This window comes from Streptomyces sp. NPDC002232 (assembly GCF_042890295.1).
GTDB lineage: Bacteria > Actinomycetota > Actinomycetes > Streptomycetales > Streptomycetaceae > Streptomyces.
Window position 1 is genome coordinate 74,146 of sequence record NZ_JBIARV010000007.1, and the last position, 16,473, is coordinate 90,618.

The window sequence follows — 16,473 nt, forward strand, 5'->3', positions numbered from 1 at the left end:
AACGTACGACGGTATGAGCGGCCGGGCGTCCAACTCGCCGCCGATGGGGTGAGATTCGGACAGTCGGCGGCCGGATCCGGTATCCCTGGCGGGCAGCACCTTCCCCCCACCCCCGAAGGGACCCCCACCCATGCGCGTCCGCCTCGTCCTCGCCGCGACGGCCCTGCTCACCGCCGCCGTCTCCCCCCTCGCCCACGCGAGGGGGGCCGACGGCCTCACCGTCGACGCGTACGGCACCCTCGCCGCCGACGCCACGGTCGGCGTCTCCGGCACCTACCGCTGCCTCGACGACAGCGAGGGCCCGGTCTTCGTCAGCTCCACCGTCACGCAGGGCGACCGCTCCACCGGGATCGGCGGCACCCGCGCCGTCTGCGACGGACACGTCCACACCTGGACCAACAGCGCCGTGGTGAAGGACCCCGCCTACCGGCCCGGCGCCGCCCGGGTGGAGGCCACCCTCTTCCAGCTCACGGCCGGCGAGTCGGGCCTGCCGCTCCCCGGCTACCTCGCCGCCGAGCAGGCCGACGTCGAACTGCGCTGACCGAGCAGCTCGACCAGGCCCTTCCGGCCGAGCGCCTCCAGCTCGTCGAGGGCCGCCACGGCACGGGCCGCCGCCTCCGGGTCGGAGGCGGCGAGACCGCTCGCCTCGAACTCGTCCTCGTCGAGCCGCAGCACCTCGCTGCCGTCCGCCGACACCCACAGGTCCAGGTCCAGGTCCTCGACCACCACCCCGGAACGGCCGATCACGGCCGGCCGCGTGATGTCGCAGTACCAGCCCTTCAGGACGCCGTCCGCGGCCCACACCTCCTTGACCGTGAACCAGCGGTCGCTCCAGTAGTGCTCGACGAACACGTCACCCGGCTCGAAGCGCACGAAGCCGAAGTCCCGCACCCCCTCGGCCGCCCACGGAGCGCGCACCGAGAGCCGGGCGCCCTCCTCCGCCAGCACCTCGGCCGGGTAACGGATCTTCGTCCGCCCCGCCTTCGTCAGGGTGATCTCAACCGATCGTCCGGACATGCCGCACCTCCGTCGCGCCGATCCCGTATCCGAACCACTCGTTGATCGCCAGCATCGGGCCGTTCTCCGCGTCGTTGCTGGTGAACGCCTCCACGCAGCCCGCGGCCCGGGCCCGGTGCAGCGAGGCGTTCTTGGCGAGCTTCGCCAGGCCGCGCCCCCGGAACGCGGGCGCGGTGCCGGTCATCCCCGACGAGTACCGGCCCAGACCGTCCGTCTGCGCCGCGGTGAAGGCCGCCGGCACCCCGTCCACCACCGCGACCGTCGTCAGCGTCCGGTCGAGCAGCGGATGGTCCCAGGTGGTCTCCCGCCAGTGCGCGTAGTCGTCCAGCGACGCTCCCACGTCGCTCGGCTCGTCGGCCGTCGTCACGGCGTCCAGCTCGAACAGCGGCCGGGGGTCCGCCGCGAAGTCCTCGGCCGTGCGCAGCTCGACGCCGGCCGGCGGGTCCTCCAGGGGCGGCAGCTCCGCCGTCGTCAGGTCGAGCCGGAGGAAGTGCGCGCCGCGGCGGGGCGCGTACCCCCGCCGCTCGGCCCACGCGCGGCTCGCCGGCTCGTCCACCACCCAGCTGTACAGCGTCCGGGCGCCCCGCTCGGCGAGGTGCTCCTCGGCGGCCCGCAGCAGCAGCGTGCCCGCGCCGAGGCCCAGGCGGGCGGGGTCCACGTACACGTTGACGGAGCCGATCCCGGGCTCCGGGGCGTCGTGGGCGATCCTCAGCTGCGCGGTCCCGATGATCTCGCCGTCCCCGGTCACGGCGACGAGGGGGCGGGCGTGGCTCTCCGGGTGGGCGTGGGCCCAGTCGAAGACGAGCTGCTCGGCGGTCGCGAGCATGTAGGGCACGGCGGCCCGGCGGACCCGGGCGAAGCCCTCGGCGTCCGGGGGCCGTACATCACGGACGATCACAGTCATGTGGTGGCACGCTACGGGCGGGGACGTGCCGCCGCCTCCCCTTTTTCCCCGGGGTGGGGGCAGAATCGGCCGGGTGACACTCACCATCGCCGTGGACCACGGATCCACCACCGCTCCTTACGAACAACTGCGAGCCCAGATCTCGGAGCGGGCCCGGTCGGGCAGACTGCCGGTCGGATACAAGCTGCCGACGGTACGGGGGCTCGCGGAGCAACTGGGCCTCGCGGCGAACACGGTCGCCAAGGCGTACAAGGCGCTGGAGGCGGACGGCGTCATCGAGACCCGGGGGCGCCACGGCACCTTCGTCGCCGCGGCGGGGGACGCGGCGACCCGCAGGGCCGCCACCGCCGCCGCCCAGTACGCCGAGGAGGCCCGCCGGCTGGGCCTCAGCCGCGAGGCCGCGGAGGCGGCCCTGAACGAGGCGCTGCGGGCGGCGTACGACGACTGACGGGCCGCCGTCGCGGGGGGAGTACGGCAGCTGACGGGGCCTCGCGGGTGGAGTACGGCAGCTGACGTGCCTCTGCGGGTGGCGTACGACAGCCGACGTGCCCCTGCGGGTGGCGTGCGACATCTGATGGGGCGCTGCGGGTTGCGTACGGCAGCCGACGTACCCGTGCGCGCGGCCCAAACGGCAACTGACGGGTCCTCGCCCGGGGCCGGTTCCGGGCGACGGGACCGGCCCCGGGTCCTACAGGTACAGACCCGCCCCCGGTGTGCGGGGCTCGGGAAGGTCCGTCGGGGGCGTGCCGCGGCGCAGCGCGAACAGCTCCGCGAGCGTCGCGCCCTCGCGCGGCACGTCCTCCTCGCGGCCGAGCCACTCCACCGACTCGGCCCGGCTCAGCGGTCCGACCTCGACGCGGGCCAGGCAGCGGCCCGGCCGGACCACCGCCGGATGCAGCCGCTCCAGGTCCTCGTTGGTGGTGACCCCGACCAGGACGTTGCGCCCCTGGCCGAGCAGTCCGTCCGTCAGGTTCAACAGCCGCGACAGGGCCTGGCCCGCCGTGTGCTTCGCCCCGCCGCGGATCAGCTCGTCGCAGTCCTCCAGGAGCAGCAGCCGCCAGCGCTCCTTCGACGTGCCGTCGTCCTCGCCGATCGCGATGTCCATGAGGTAGCCGATGTCGTTGAAGAGCCGCTCCGGGTCGAGCACGCAGTCCACCTGGCACCAGTCCTGCCACGACCGGGCCAGGGTCCGCAGCGCCGAGGTCTTCCCCGTCCCCGGCGGGCCGTGCAGCAGCAGGAGCCGGCCGGTGATGTCCTCCGGGGTCACCTTCATCAGCCGGTCCATCGACGCGGCCACCGACGCCGTGTAGTTGGGCCGGACCTCCTCCCACGTCCCGGCGCTGATCCGGCGGGTCATCCGGCGCGGGCCGCGCTGCGGAGCCACGTACCAGAAGCCCATCGTGACGTCCTCGGGCTCCGGCTCGGGTTCGTCCTTCGCCCCGTCCGTGGCCTCGTCGAGGATCCGCTTCGCCAGCTCCGGGTCGGTCGCCGTGACGGTCACGTCGGCCCGCTGGTTCCAGCGGGAGGAGAGGATCGTCCAGCCCTCTCCCTCGGCCAGCACCGAGCTGCGGTCGTCGTCCTTCGCGGCCCGCAGCACCGTCGCCCCCGCCGGGAGGAGCGTCGCGTCGGGCTTCGTCCGGTCCAGGCTGGTGCTGTGCGCGTGCGGCTGCTCCCCGGTGGCGAACCGGTCGAGGAACAGCGCGTCCAGGACGTCCCCCGGGGAGTCGCTGTCGTCGAGGTTCACGACGACGGGCAGCGACGCGGCCAGGGGCTGCCGGAAGACGGACGGTGCGACGGGGGTGTCAGACATGGCGCCCATGATCCGTCACGGCACCGGCCCGCGCACCGGGTTTTGCGGCCCGCTGCCGGCGCTCCGCGCCGCGTCCCGAAGTGGCTGGTTCTCGACCGTCCCTGACGGAGGATCGGCCGGAGTTCACTTCCATTTTTGACATGGACACTTCCGGTCGGCTGGATCCGATGCTACTACCTGGTAACGCAGAGATCCTGCTACAGGGAGGTTCCATGAGACTGTCCCGTTTTGCCGCCCTCTCCTCCTCGCTCCTCCTCGGCGCCGTCCTCGCCCTCACCGGGACGGGCGCGGCCCAGGCCGCCGAGAACGCCGCACTCGACTACGTGGCCCTGGGGGACTCGTACTCCTCCGGGGTCGGCTCCGGCAGCTACGACAGCGCCAGCGGCGACTGCAAGCGCTCCACGAAGGCGTACCCGGTCCTGTGGAAGAACGCGAACGCCCCCTCCTCGTTCGCCTTCACCGCCTGCTCGGGCGCCCGAACGGGTGATGTGACCGCGAATCAGCTCGGACCGCTCTCGGCCGCCACTGACCTGGTCTCCGTCACGATCGGGGGAAATGACGCCGGATTCGCCGACGTCATGACGACGTGCGTGCTCCAGTCCGAATCCACCTGCATCAGCCGTGTGAATCAGGCCAAGGCGTACGTCGACGGCACGCTCCCCGGCAAGCTCGACTCGGTCTACAACGCCATCCGAGGAAAGGCACCCTCCGCCCACGTCGTCGTCCTCGGCTACCCGCGCTTCTACCAGCTGGGCGGCAGCTGCGTCGCCGGTCTGAGCGAGAACGAGCGCAACGCCATCAACGGCGCCTCCGACTACCTCAACGCGGCCGTCGCCAAGCGCGCCGCCGACCACGGCTTCACCTTCGCCGGCGTCGTCGGAGCCTTCACCGGGCACGAGATCTGCTCGGGCTCCGCCTGGCTGCACAGCGTCAACTGGCTCAACATCGGCGAGTCGTACCACCCGACCGCCGCCGGCCAGTCCGGCGGCTACCTGCCCTCCTTCAGGGGCGCGGTGTAACCGTCCCGCCCTCGGCCCCGGGCCGCGCCGGAGCGGTGCTCGCGCCACCGCCCGGCCCCGGCCCGGTGCCCGGTCCGTCGTCCCGTACCACCTGATACGTCCACGCACCCGCGATCAGCAGCGCCCCGACGATCCCGGCCACCAGGACGGGACCCCGGCGGGGCGCCGTCCTCCTCCGCCGCGCCACCGGTCGCTCCGACGCGACGGGCGGCGTCGACGCGGCCCCGGCGCCCGGCCCGGGCCCGGCGTCGTCGCCCCCCGCCGCCCGGGTCGGGGCGGACGCCTCCGCCGCGCCGCCCGGCCCGGTCCTCGGGGCGCCGCCCGCCGCCCGGCGCAGCTCGCGCTCCACCTGATCGGCCGTCATGCCGGAGGTCGCGCCCGTCAGGGCGTCGATGACGGCGCCCAGAGGCCCCGAGCGGTCGTCCGCCGCCGCGTCGAGGAGCGCCCCGAGGGAGCGCAGGTCCGCCTCCGGGGCCGTCCCGTCGCCCGGCGCGCCGCCGAAGCCGGTGACCACGACCCGTCCGTCGTTCGCGAGGAGCACCTGCCCCGGCCGTACGCCCCGGTGCGGCACGCCCGCCTCCCGGGCGGCCCGCAGGCCCGCGAGGACCTCGGCACCGACCCGCGCGGCCTCGCGCGCGGGCAGCCGACCGCCGGCGTCCAGGGTCTCGGCGAGCGTGAGGCCGCGGACCAGCTCCGTCACGACCCAGGGCCGGCCGTCCTCGGTGGCCACGCCGAGCACCCGCACGACGGAGGGGTGGGAGATCCGGGCCGCGGCCCGTGCCTCGCGCTCCCGCCGCGCGTACAGCGGCAGCGCCTCGTCCGCCGGGAGCCCGGCGGGGGCGCGCAGCTCCTTGAGGGCCACCTCGTGGCGGTCCGTCTCGTCCAGGGCACGCCATACGGTGCCCGTCGCGCCCTCGCCGAGCACGTCGAGAAGCCGGTAACGACCCGCGATCACCGTCATGGATCCACGGTAGCCGAGCGGAGTCCGCCGGGCTCCGGTCCTGTCGAGGTCCCCTCGGCCGGCCCATGCGGACGATCTTGGTGGTGGAGATCACACCGGTCCGCGCGTCCGTGCACGGCGGCCCGGAGTGCAGGATGGTTCGTGATGGTTCGGCAGGTGTTCGAGTGCTGTCCAACTCGCCCTGGAATCAGATGGATTCGGACAGTCACCGTCAACCCCCGTACGGGTGCGGTGAATCCCGTCGGCGGGATACCCGGGTGTCGCGATGGGGCGATAGGGTTAACCTGCCCGGGCCGGGTGCCCTTGTACGGGTGGGGAGTGACATGGAACAGATAGCAATGCGCAGCAGGCCGCGAGTGCCTGCCATCACCTGCGGGAGCAGCGCGACCAGTTCGCGGCTCGACCGCCATCTCGCGGTGCTCGGCGGCCCCGCCGCGCCCCAGCGCGAGGTGGCCGAGGCGACGCTGCTCATGCGGGAACTGACGACGCGGCCACGTGAGGCGCCGGTGCACAGTCACCGCAGCCGCAGCGCGCGGGTCTCGCTCTTCGCCCCGCTGCGGCGCCTGCGCCGCTCGCTCTTCGGCACGCGTCACTAGCCCGGACGGCCCGGCCGCCCGTACGGCCCCGACCACGACTCCGCCGGACGTGTCCCCGCCCGTCCGGCGATCGGTCGTGTCCGGAGCCGCCTCATCCGCCCCCTGAGCCGCCGGCACGGTCCCCGGGCCCGCTCGCCCCGGACCGTGCCCCGCGCCCGCCTTCTCCTCCGTCGGGCGACCACCCCGGCGCTCGCCCTCTCGTCCCTCAGGCGACCACCGCGGCGCCCGCCTCTCTCGCGCGCGTCATGGTGATCACCCCCGCGCCCGCCTCTCTCCCGCGCGTCAGGCGATCACCCTCGCGCTCGCCTTCCTCTCCCTCAGGCGATCACCCCCGCGCCCCGCAGCTCCTTCATCTCCGCCTCCGGCACCCCGAGACCGGCGAGCACCGCGTCCGTGTCCTGTCCGAGAGCGGGGATCCGGTCCATCCGGGGCTCCGGCGCGTCCGGGAACACGATCGGCGGCAGCAGCGCACGCAGCGGCCCGACCGGGGACTCCACCTCCCGCCAGCGGTCGCGGGCGGTCAGCTGCGGGTGGTCCGCGAGCTCCGCGACCGAGTTGAGCCGGGCGCAGGCGATCCCCGCCGCGTCGAGCCGGGCCAGCGCCTCGGCCGCCGTCAGCGGGGCGAGCGCCGCCGCGACCACCGCGTCCGTCGCCGCACGCCCCGCCACCCGCGCCGTGTTCGTCGCGAAGTCCGGCGCGTCGGCGAGCTCGGGCCGGCCGAGGACCCGCCCGGCCAGCCGCCGCCACTCGCGGTCGTTCTGCACGGAGAGCAGGACCAGGCCGCCGTCCGCCGTCGGATAGGCGTCGTACGGGGCGATCACGGCGTGCGCGAGCCCCGTGCGCGCCGGTGTCGTGCCCCCGTGCATCCCGTGGTGCAGCGGATGCCCCATCCACTCGGCCAGCGAGTCGAGCAGGGAGACCTCCACGGGACCGCCCCGGCCGGTCGTGCCGCGCCGCACGAGGGCCGCGAGCACGCCGGAGAAGGCGTACATCCCGGCCGCGATGTCGGCGGCCGGGATCCCCGACTTGACGGGCTGCCCCGGCGTGCCGGTCACCGACACGAGGCCCGCCTCGCACTGGACGAGCATGTCGTACGCCCGCCGGTCCGCGTACGGGCCCTCCGCCCCGTACCCCGAGACGTCCACCGCGATCAGCCGGGGGTGCGCCGCGCAGAGGGTGGCGGCGTCGAGGCCGAGGCGGGCTGCGGCGCCCCGCGCCAGGTTCTGCACGAAGACGTCCGCGCCGGCCACCAGCCTCCGCGCGAGCGCCAGGCCCCGGGGGTCCTTGAGGTCGACCGCCACCGACTCCTTGCCGCGGTTGCACCAGACGAAGTGCGAGGCGAGGCCCCGGGCCGCGGTGTCGTACCCGCGGGCGAAGTCCCCGCCGTCGGGGCGCTCGATCTTGACGACGCGGGCGCCGAGGTCGGCGAGCTGGCGGGTGGCGAACGGCGCGGCGACGGCCTGCTCGACGGCGACGACCGTGACCCCGGCGAGCGGGAGGGGCTGAGGGGCCGGAGGGAGGGGCTGAGTGCTCATGTCCGTCAGGCCTACCGTGCCCGGCGGCCCCTGTCATCAGGGGGTACGTCACCCCCGGGCGTAGCGGCGCACCGCGAGCGGGGCGAAGACGGCGACGAGGCCGAGCGACCAGAGCAGCGCGCCCGCGACCGGGTGCGCCACCGGCCAGGCCGCGTCCGCCGGGACCGGCGCGTTTCCGAAGAGCTGCCGCACCGCTGTCGTGACCGCCGAGATGGGGTTCCACTCGGCGACCGTCCGCAGCCAGCCGGGCATGCCGTCGGTGGGGATGTACGCGTTCGAGAGCAGCGGCAGCATGAAGGTGGCGCTGCCCAGTTGCCCGGCGGCCTCCTCGCTCTTGGAGGCGAGGCCGAGCAGGATGCCCACCCAGGTCGTCGCGAACCGGAAGAGCAGCAGCAGGCCGACGGCGCCCAGGGCCTCGGGGAGCGTGCCCTCGATCCGCCAGCCCATGGCGAGGCCGACGAGGATCAGCGGGACCGTGCCGACGGCGCTCGCGAGGAGGTCGGCGAGCGCCTGTCCGAGGGGAACGGCGGCGCGGCTGACCGGCAGGGTCCTGAAGCGGTCCGTGACGCCCCGGTGGGAGTCCTGCGCGGCCTGGAACATGCCCGTCATCAGGCCGCCCGCCGCCGTCGCGGCGAGCATGCCGGGCACCAGGAACGCCCGGTACTCGGCGCCGGGCGCGGCCAGCGCGCTGCCGAAGACGTACCCGAAGAAGAGCAGGAAGACGATCGGCATCGTCTGGGTCAGGACCGTCAGCGCGGGCGCGTGCCTGATCCGCAGGAGGTGGCGGCCGAGGACGGCGGTCCCGTCGTGCACGAGGGCGCTCACGCGACGAGCTCCTTCCGGCCGGTGAGGCGCAGGAACACCTCGTCGAGGGTGGGTGGACGCAGGGAGGCGTCGATGATGTGGACCCCGGCGGCGTCGATCTCGCGGACGATCCGGGGGAGGGTGAGCGTGGTGTCCGTGGTCACCGCGCCGGCGGTGCGCCGCTCGGCGTCCAGGGCCGGCTCCGAGCCGGTCAGCCGGTCGAGCACGGCCGCGGCCGCTCCGAGGGACGCGGGGTCGGCGACGACGACCTCGGCGTAGCTGCCGACGAGCGCCTTCAGTTCGGCCGGGGTGCCGCGCTGCGCGGCCCGTCCCCCGTCGATCAGGACGATGTCGTCGGCGAGGCGGTCGGCCTCCTCCAGGTACTGCGTGGTCAGCAGCACGGTCGTGCCCGCGTCGGCCAGCTCCCGTACGGCGTCCCAGATCCCGTTCCGGCTGTGCGGGTCGAGCCCGGTCGTGGGCTCGTCGAGGAACAGCACCCGCGGCGGCACGAGCAGGCTCGCGGCCAGATCGAGGCGGCGCCGCATGCCGCCGGAGTAGGTGCGGGCGGGCCGTCCGGCCGCCGCGGTCAGGCCGAACCGCTCCAGGAGCTCGTCGGCGCGGGAGCGCGGGGCACGGAGCAGCCTCGCGAAGAGGCGGAGGTTCTCGGCGCCGGTGAGGTCGCCGTCGACGGAGGCGTACTGCCCGGTGACCGCGATCCGCTTCCGTACCCCCGCCGGATCGCGCACCACGTCGTGGCCCGCGACCAGCGCGCTTCCCCCGTCGGGAGCGACCAGCGTGGTGAGGACGCGGACCCCGGTGGTCTTGCCGGCACCGTTGGGACCGAGGATTCCGCAGACCGTGCCCTCGGGGACGGCGAGGTCGAGGCCGCGCAGGGCGTGGACGTCGCCGTAACGCTTCCGCAGACCCTCACTAAGTACAGCGTACGTAGTTGTCATGGTGCGACCCTATCCCACTACGTACGCCGTACGTAACTACGATGGGGGGCGAGGTGATGATCCATGACGGGCCGAGCGGCCGAACCGGAAGTGATCTGGGCGCGGCCCGAGCGTGCGGGCCGCGGTCCGAAGCCGGCGTACAGCCGCAGGGACATCGCGGACGCGGCCGTCCGCATCGCCGACGCGGACGGCGTCGACGCGGTCTCCATGCGCCGCGTCGCCGCCGAACTCGGCTGCGGCACCATGTCCCTCTACAACTACGTCCCCCGCAAGGAGGACCTGTACGAGCTCATGGTCGACGCGGTCAGCGGCGAGTACGAGCTCTCCGGGGAGCCCAGCGGAGACTGGCGCGCCGACATGACGGCGATCGCCCACCAGAGCCGCGCCCTCATGTACCGCCACCCCTGGCTGCCCCGGGTGATGACCACCGCCTACGGCTTCAGCCCCAACGCCCTGCGCTACCTGGAGTGGTGCCTCGGCTGCCTCGTCCCCCTGGACGTGCCCGCCGGGCTGAAGATGCAGCTCATCGCCATGGTCAACGGCACGGTCATGGCGACCGTCGCCAACGAGCAGGCCATCGCCGAACGCGCCCGCGGACTGCCCTGGTCCGAGGAGGAGGAGCAGGCCGTGCGCGGCGCCTACCTCAGGGGACAGGTGGCGAGCGGCCGGTATCCGCACCTCGCCGGACTGCTCGCCGAGGCGCCCGCCGCTCCCGCCGACCCGGACGAGATGTTCGCGATGACCATCGTCCGGCTGCTCGACTCGTTCGACCCGGGCGACGGCCGGGGCGTGCTCACAGGAGCATGAACTGCCCCTCCGGGCCCTCCTCCTGATGGTCCAGCACGGACGCGGGACGCCGGGACGCGGACGGCGGCGGCAGGATTCCGGCGGCGCGCAGCTCCTCCCGGCCCAACGCCCCGGCGGCCCGGAGCTCCGCCCCGCCCAGCGCCCCGGCGGCGAGCGCGGCCCGGTCCGGCTCCCGCGCCCCGAGCAGCGCGAGCACCGTGACCAGGTCCAGCAGCTCCGACGTCCACTCCTGCGGCCAGGCCGCCGGGCCGATCGCCTCCAGGGAGCCGGGCTCGACGGGGGCCGTCCGGTGCGCGAACCACTGCTCCAGGACCCGCACCCCGCCGACCCGGTACTCCCAGGCCTCCGCCGGTACGGGGGAGATCACGCCCCCGCCGACGTCCAGGACCTCGGTGCCGGCGTCGTACGACAGCGCCGCCGGACGGGCCGGGACCGCCGCCCGCACATAGGGCCGGCGCCCGCCCGGCAGCCGGGGCCGCGTCCCGCTCAGGGCGCCGCGCAGCTGCACGTCGGCGAGCTCCCCGCCGAGCGCCACGCCCGCCCTCCACGTCTCCCGGTCCCCGGGCAGCGGCACCCGGCAGCCGGCGGGGGAGGGGAGCGCCGCCGCCACCGTCCACGCCAGCCAGTCCCGGGCGCCGACCTCGCACCCGTACCGCTTCCCGAGGAACTCCAGCAGGCCCGGCGCGAGATTGGGCTCCCGGCCGCCGGGCCGCCGGAAGAGCGGCCGGACCCGGCCCGGACGGCCCGCCGGGGAACGGCCCTCCGGCAACGCCGCCGTCACCAGCAGCGCGGGCCCCTCCGCCCCCGGCACGTACCCCTGCTCGACGACGAAGAGCTGTGGCTCCCCGGCGACCCGCCACAGCTCCGGGCGGGCGGCGTCGATCAGCCGGTGGTCCGGCAGCAGCCACTGCTCGTCGAACGGCCCGTGCGCCACCCGCACCGGGTCCGGGCACGGCCCCGACTCGCGCGCGAACCTGGTCGTCCCGGTCCGCTGTCCGGGCAGCGCGCCCACGGCGCTCGCGGGAGTCCGGGCCCGGCTCGGCCGGAACAGCGCCTCCCGCTCGGCCCCCTCGGCGGCCACCAGCCGGTCCCACCGGGCCCGCAGGGTCCGGGCGTCGGGCGCGACGATCCAGGACCGCCCGAGACGCGGCGGGGCCACGGACCACGGCATCAGCTCGTCGAGGAGCGGCGCGTCGTCGGCGGCACCGGGGGATTGCGATCGGGGGACATCGGGGCGGCGGGCTTCGGCTCGGGGGGCTTCCGTCCGGTGGGCTTCGCTCCGGTGGGCTTCGGCTCGGGGGGCTTCCGTCACGCCCCGCATGCTAACGAGCGCCGTCCGTACGGGGCCAGGGCCGGTCGCGTCGGGGGCGCTTCCGCACCCGTGTCCCCGTCCGTGGGCCCCCGCCCGTGGGCGCGCCGGTCGTCTCGGGGCCCTTCCGTACCCGCGTCCCTCCGCCCGTGGGCGTCAGTGCGCCTCCACCGTCACCGTGAAGGAGAAGCGGTCGCCGCGGTAGCGGATGCGGGCGACGTCGACGACCCGGCCGTCCTCGTCGTACGTGACGCCGGTGTAGTGCAGGATCGGGGAGAGCAGCGGGACCTGGAGCAGGCCCGCCGTCTCCGGGTCCGCGAGGCGGGCCTCCACGGTGTCCGTGATGCGGCTGATCCGCACCCCGACCACGTCCCGCAGCACCTTCGTCATGGGCCAGCGCTCCAGGTCGGCGGGGTCGATGGCGGCGGCGAGCTCGGGCCGCACAGCGTTCTCCGCCCAGTTCGTCGGCTCGCCGCTCTCGCCGTCGCTGCGCAGCCTCCGGTACGCCACGACCTCCGGCACGTCCGGGAAGTACTCGGCGAGCTCCCCGGGCACCGGCTCCGTGCCGTGCCCGAGGACCGTCGTCCGCTCACCCGACTGCTGGGCCACGATCGCGTCGATCGAGCCGAGCAGCCGACGCGGGGTCGACCGCCGCGCGCCCGGCTCGATGAAGGTCCCGCGCCGCCGGTGCCGGCTGATCAGGCCCTCCTCCTCCAGCTCCTTGAGGGCCTGCCGCATGGTCAGCACGCTCACGCCGTAGTGGGCCGCGAGCTGCTCCTCGGTGGGCAGCCGCAGAGAGGCGTCGGGCGCGCGGCCCAGTATCGAGGCGCGCAGCGACTGCGAGACCTGGTACCAGAGCGGCAGCTTGCGGTTCAGGACCAGCGAGTCGGGAGCGAAGGCGGTCACGGGTTCTCCGTACGAAGGCTACGGGCTTACGGCCGAGACATTACGGCCGGAAGTGGCGCTCAAGACCCTGCCATACGTCGTCGTACCCCTCCTGGAGATGGCCGGCGCCCGCGGCCCGCGCGGTCGCGGTCACCGGCCAGCGGGTCTCGAACATGAAGGCGAGGCCGTCGTCGATCTTCTGCGGCTTCAGCTCCGCCGCGCTGGCCCGGTCGAAGGTGTCCCGGTCGGGGCCGTGCGCGGACATCATGTTGTGCAGCGAGCCGCCGCCCGGCACGAAGCCCCCTTCACCGGCGGTCTTGGCGTCGTAGGCGCCCTCGATGAGGCCCATGTACTCGCTCATCACGTTCCGGTGGAAGTACGGCGGCCGGAACGTGTCCTCGCCGACCAGCCAGCGCGGGGCGAAGACCACGAAGTCGACGCCCGCGAGCCCCGGGGTGTCGGAGGGCGAGGTGAGGACCGTGAAGATCGACGGGTCGGGGTGGTCGTAGGAGATCGACCCGATGACGTTGAAGCGGTGCAGGTCGTACACATACGGGGTGTGGTTGCCGTGCCAGGCGACGACGTCCAGCGGCGAGTGCCCGTACGTCGCCGACCAGAGGTTGCCGCAGTACTTGTTGACGACCTCGACCGGGCCTTCGACGTCCTCGTAGGCGGCGACGGGTGCGCGGAAGTCGCGGGCGTTGGCCAGGCCGTTGGCGCCGATCGGGCCGAGGTCCGGCAGCTGGAACGGCGCGCCGTAGTTCTCGCAGACGTATCCGCGGGCCGTCTCGTCGAGCAGCTCGACGCGGAAGCGGACGCCGCGCGGGATGAGCGCCACCTCGCCCGGGTGGGCGGCGAGCAGGCCCAGCTCGGTGCGGAGGAGGAGGCCGCCGCGCTCCGGGACGATCAGGAGCTCACCGTCGGCGTCGCCGAAGACCCGCTCCATGGACGCGTTCGCGTGGTAGAGGTGCACGGCCATGCCGGTCCGCTGGGTCGCGTCGCCGTTGCCGCCGAGGGTCCACAGGCCCGCCAGCCAGTCCGTGCCGGGCGCGGGCTCGGGCAGCGGGTTCCAGCGCAGCCGGTTGGGGTCCGGCACGGTCTCGGTGAAGGGGGCGCCCGCGAGCGCGCCGTTGTCGATGCGGGTGAACGGCGGGTGCGCGGCCGAGGGGCGGATCCGGTAGAGCCAGGAGCGGCGGTTGTGGGACCGCGGCTCCGTGAACGCGCTGCCGCTGAGCTGCTCGGCGTAGAGCCCGAGGGGGGCCCGCTGCGGCGAGTTGCGGCCGTCCGGCAGTGCGCCGGGGATCGCTTCCGAGCTGTGCTCGTTGCCGAAACCGGTGCTGTAGGTGAGCGCCTCGGCCGTCTTCCTGGCCTGCTCCGTGGTCATCGCCCGCTCCTGTCCTGGGGCCCTGCTCGGGGGCCCTGTCCTGAGGCTCGTCCTGAGTCCGCAAGGGAATCCTATGGATGACCGTAGGATTCCGCGCGGCCCACGTCAACGGGGCGCCGCGGGACCGTGCCCGGATTGGTGCCCGCACGTGGGGTTCAAAAAGATGAACATTGCTCTACTCTCACGCGCATGTCGTGGACCCGAAGGTTCGTCTCCGTGCTCTCGGTCGTGCTCGTGGCGCTCGCCGCGGCCCTCTTCACCGCTCCTGGCGCCCAGGCCCACGAGGAGCGTCCCGTCACCCTCCCCGACGGAACCGGCAGCGTGCCGGAACTCCGCACCGGCGAACCCGACCTCCTCGTCTGCAAGACCGACCGCGCCGACTTCGCACGCCGGATCTCCGGCTTCCCCGCCGCCCTCAAGACCCGCAACCTCGCCCTCTTCGAACGCTGCGCCCGCAGCGGCTACCGCCACCTCCAGCAGGCCGTCGACGCCGTCGAACGGCCCGGCCTCACCATCGCGATCCTCCCCGGCCTGTACGAGGAGGAGCCCTCCCTGCCGCCGCCCACCGGAGCCTGCGCCACGCTCAAGGCCCCCAAGTCCGCGCTCGGCTACCAGATCCTCAGCTACGCGCAGCAGCTCCAGTGCCCCCACAACCAGAACCTGGTCGCGATCCTCGGCAAGAAGAACCTCCAGATCGAGGGCACCGGCGCCTCCCGCCTCGACGTGATCGTCGACGCCAAGTACCGGAAGCTCAACGCCCTCCGCGCCGACGGCTCCGACGGCGTCTACTTCCGCAACTTCACCGCCCAGCGCACCACCTTCAACTCCCTCTACGTCCTCGCCGCCGACGGCTTCGTCATCGACGACGTCCTCACCCGCTGGAACGACGAGTACGGCTTCCTGACCTTCGCCTCCGACCACGGCCTCTACAAGAACTGCGAGTCCTACGGGAACGGCGACTCCGGCATCTACCCCGGCTCGGCCTCGAACATCAACGACGGGTACGGCTACGACGTACCCCGCTACGCCATCGAGATCACCGGCTGCCGCAGCCACCACAACATGGTCGGCTACTCCGGCACCGCCGGGGACTCGGTCTGGGTCCACGACAACGAGTTCGACCACAACATGGGCGGCGCGTCCATGGACTCCGCCTTCCCCGGGCACCCCGGACTGCCGCAGAACCACGCCCGCTTCGAACGCAACGACATCCACGACAACAACCAGAACTACTATCCCCACGTCGCCGACGGCACCTGTGCCAAGCCGCCCGTCGACCGGGGCTACGAGCGGGGCGTCGTCTGCCCGCAGATCTCCATGCCGCCCGGCACCGGCATCATCACCGCGGGCGGCAACTGGAACCTCTACGAGGACAACTGGGTCTACGGCCACCAGCGCGCCGCCTTCTTCCTCAGCGCCGTCCCCGCCTTCATCCGGGGCGAGTCCGCCTGGGGCAAGCAGACCGACACCTCCCACCACAACCGCTACGCCGGCAACCGCCTCGGCGTCGACAAGGCCGGCCACGCCCGCCCCAACCGCACCGACGTCTGGTGGGACGGCCAGGGCGGCGGCAACTGCTGGCAGGCCGACGCCGGCGCCGCCACCCCCGGCGCCCCGCCCGCCTGCGGAGCCCGCCGGGGCGAGGTCTCCGGCGCCACCGACCGGCTCGTCGGCGAACCCGTCAAACTCGCCCAGCTCCTCGTCTGCGCCGACTACAACGTCCAGGCCCGCCGCCTCCCGGCCGGCTGCGACTGGTACGGCGCCCGCGGCCTCCAGCGCGTCGAGACCCAGTTCGCCCTCGCCAGCGCCCTCGTCCTCGCGCTCGTCGGCGGCGCCCTCTGGTGGCGCCGGCTGCGCGGCAGCCGCCTCGCCGGCGCGGCCACCCTCGCCGGCCTCGTGGGCCTGGCCCTCGACGTCGCCGGCTCCACCCTGGCCCTCACCCCGACCCTCCTCCCCGCCCTCGCGCTGCTCCTCATGGGGGTGTGGTGGACCCTCCTCGGCCTCGCCCTGCGCCCCGGCCGCCCCGTCCTCGCCTGGACCACGGTCGCCCTCGGCGCCCTCACCCTGCTCGACGCCTTCGACAAGGCGGTCCTCATGGTCCCCGGCATCCCCCTCAGCCCCGCCTGGATCCGCCTGCTGCTCGGCACCATCTGGGTGCTGTGGGCGGTCATCGCCGCCGGGACGCGCACCAGCTCCGCCCCCGCCGCTGAACCCATGCCCGAAGCCTCGACGGAATCTCCGACGGACCCGCCGACGGATCCCCCGGCCGGCCACCCGGAAGGCGCGACGGCATGACACCTCCACTTTCCTCGGCCCCGGGCCCCGGCGCCGGGGGCCCGATCGCCCTGAGTCCCGCCGCCCCGGGCGCCGTGACCCCGAGTCCCGCCACCCCGGGCTCTACGGCCCCGGGCTCTACGGCCCCGAGTCCCGCCGGCCCGAGCCCCACCACCCCTCAGCCCCCCGCCCGGCCCGCAGCCCCGTCCCGC

The 16,473-nt window shown here is 74.3% G+C and carries 16 protein-coding genes; 6 read left to right on the forward strand and 10 right to left on the reverse strand.

All coding sequences use genetic code 11. From position 1 onward, the window contains the following. Window positions 1-130 precede the first annotated feature (130 nt). Complete coding sequence (locus ACFYXU_RS31985) at window positions 131-541, forward strand: DUF6299 family protein (RefSeq protein WP_376510983.1); 411 nt, start codon at window positions 131-133, stop codon at window positions 539-541. Here the strand turns inward: ACFYXU_RS31985 and ACFYXU_RS31990 are convergent. Together ACFYXU_RS31990 and ACFYXU_RS31995 are read right to left on the reverse strand one after the other, a co-directional pair. Further along, on the reverse strand, window positions 502-1,017 hold the full coding sequence (locus ACFYXU_RS31990; protein ID WP_389408615.1) for a DUF402 domain-containing protein: 516 nt from the start codon (window positions 1,015-1,017) through the stop codon (window positions 502-504). The genes ACFYXU_RS31985 and ACFYXU_RS31990 overlap by 40 nt on opposite strands. Continuing rightward, the gene (locus ACFYXU_RS31995) at window positions 998-1,921 is read right to left on the reverse strand and encodes a GNAT family N-acetyltransferase (RefSeq protein WP_389408616.1); all 924 of its coding nucleotides are present in this window, start codon (window positions 1,919-1,921) and stop codon (window positions 998-1,000) included. Before ACFYXU_RS31995 ends, ACFYXU_RS31990 begins: the two co-directional genes overlap by 20 nt. Before the next feature lie 73 nt (window positions 1,922-1,994). Here ACFYXU_RS31995 and ACFYXU_RS32000 point away from each other — a divergent pair, with 73 nt between their 5' ends. Next, the gene (locus ACFYXU_RS32000; RefSeq protein WP_329855750.1) at window positions 1,995-2,369 is read left to right on the forward strand and encodes a GntR family transcriptional regulator; all 375 of its coding nucleotides are present in this window, start codon (window positions 1,995-1,997) and stop codon (window positions 2,367-2,369) included. 240 nt (window positions 2,370-2,609) lie between these two features. On the opposite strand, the gene ACFYXU_RS32005 is transcribed toward ACFYXU_RS32000, so the two are convergent. Then, complete coding sequence (locus ACFYXU_RS32005; protein WP_389461171.1) at window positions 2,610-3,740, reverse strand: DUF5925 domain-containing protein; 1,131 nt, start codon at window positions 3,738-3,740, stop codon at window positions 2,610-2,612. A gap of 203 nt (window positions 3,741-3,943) precedes the next feature. On the opposite strand from ACFYXU_RS32005, the gene ACFYXU_RS32010 reads away from it, so the two are divergent. Next, a complete protein-coding gene (locus ACFYXU_RS32010) occupies window positions 3,944-4,750 on the forward strand; it encodes an SGNH/GDSL hydrolase family protein (protein ID WP_389408618.1) in 807 nt (268 codons plus the stop codon). Here ACFYXU_RS32010 and ACFYXU_RS32015 read toward each other — a convergent pair. After that, a complete protein-coding gene (locus tag ACFYXU_RS32015) occupies window positions 4,734-5,711 on the reverse strand; it encodes a protein kinase (RefSeq protein WP_389461173.1) in 978 nt (325 codons plus the stop codon). The two genes, ACFYXU_RS32010 and ACFYXU_RS32015, sit on opposite strands and share 17 nt — an antisense overlap. 323 nt (window positions 5,712-6,034) lie before the next feature. On the opposite strand from ACFYXU_RS32015, the gene ACFYXU_RS32020 reads away from it, so the two are divergent. Then, entirely contained in the window at window positions 6,035-6,307 is a 273-nt protein-coding gene (locus tag ACFYXU_RS32020) for a hypothetical protein (protein ID WP_389461175.1), read from the forward strand. A gap of 317 nt (window positions 6,308-6,624) precedes the next feature. Here ACFYXU_RS32020 and ACFYXU_RS32025 read toward each other — a convergent pair whose 3' ends face one another. From ACFYXU_RS32025 to ACFYXU_RS32035, 3 genes are read right to left on the reverse strand one after another with little or no spacing between them, the layout of a single operon-like run. Continuing rightward, a complete protein-coding gene (locus tag ACFYXU_RS32025) occupies window positions 6,625-7,842 on the reverse strand; it encodes a CaiB/BaiF CoA transferase family protein (RefSeq protein ID WP_389461177.1) in 1,218 nt (405 codons plus the stop codon). A 48-nt stretch (window positions 7,843-7,890) separates the two neighbouring features. Beyond that, entirely contained in the window at window positions 7,891-8,667 is a 777-nt protein-coding gene (locus ACFYXU_RS32030; RefSeq protein ID WP_376510951.1) for an ABC transporter permease, read from the reverse strand. Next, entirely contained in the window at window positions 8,664-9,602 is a 939-nt protein-coding gene (locus ACFYXU_RS32035; protein WP_389461179.1) for an ATP-binding cassette domain-containing protein, read from the reverse strand. The genes ACFYXU_RS32030 and ACFYXU_RS32035 overlap by 4 nt, the downstream gene beginning before the upstream one ends. A 63-nt stretch (window positions 9,603-9,665) precedes the next feature. Here ACFYXU_RS32035 and ACFYXU_RS32040 point away from each other — a divergent pair, with 63 nt between their 5' ends. Further along, window positions 9,666-10,409 carry a TetR/AcrR family transcriptional regulator gene (locus ACFYXU_RS32040; RefSeq protein ID WP_376510947.1) on the forward strand — a complete coding sequence of 248 codons (744 nt, stop codon included), beginning with the start codon at window positions 9,666-9,668 and terminating at the stop codon, window positions 10,407-10,409. On the opposite strand, the gene ACFYXU_RS32045 is transcribed toward ACFYXU_RS32040, so the two are convergent. The 3 genes from ACFYXU_RS32045 to hmgA form a co-directional block, all read right to left on the reverse strand. Next, window positions 10,396-11,580 (reverse strand): type ISP restriction/modification enzyme, encoded by a 1,185-nt coding sequence (locus ACFYXU_RS32045; protein WP_376510945.1) that lies wholly within the window; start codon window positions 11,578-11,580, stop codon window positions 10,396-10,398. The genes ACFYXU_RS32040 and ACFYXU_RS32045 overlap by 14 nt on opposite strands. A 294-nt stretch (window positions 11,581-11,874) precedes the next feature. Beyond that, a complete protein-coding gene (locus ACFYXU_RS32050; protein ID WP_361393650.1) occupies window positions 11,875-12,624 on the reverse strand; it encodes a GntR family transcriptional regulator in 750 nt (249 codons plus the stop codon). 40 nt (window positions 12,625-12,664) lie between these two features. Beyond that, a complete protein-coding gene (gene hmgA, locus ACFYXU_RS32055) occupies window positions 12,665-13,987 on the reverse strand; it encodes a homogentisate 1,2-dioxygenase (protein ID WP_376510943.1) in 1,323 nt (440 codons plus the stop codon). Between the two features lie 189 nt (window positions 13,988-14,176). Between hmgA and ACFYXU_RS32060 the strand changes: the two genes are divergently transcribed. After that, entirely contained in the window at window positions 14,177-16,282 is a 2,106-nt protein-coding gene (locus ACFYXU_RS32060; RefSeq protein WP_389461181.1) for a right-handed parallel beta-helix repeat-containing protein, read from the forward strand. Window positions 16,283-16,473 lie beyond the last annotated feature (191 nt).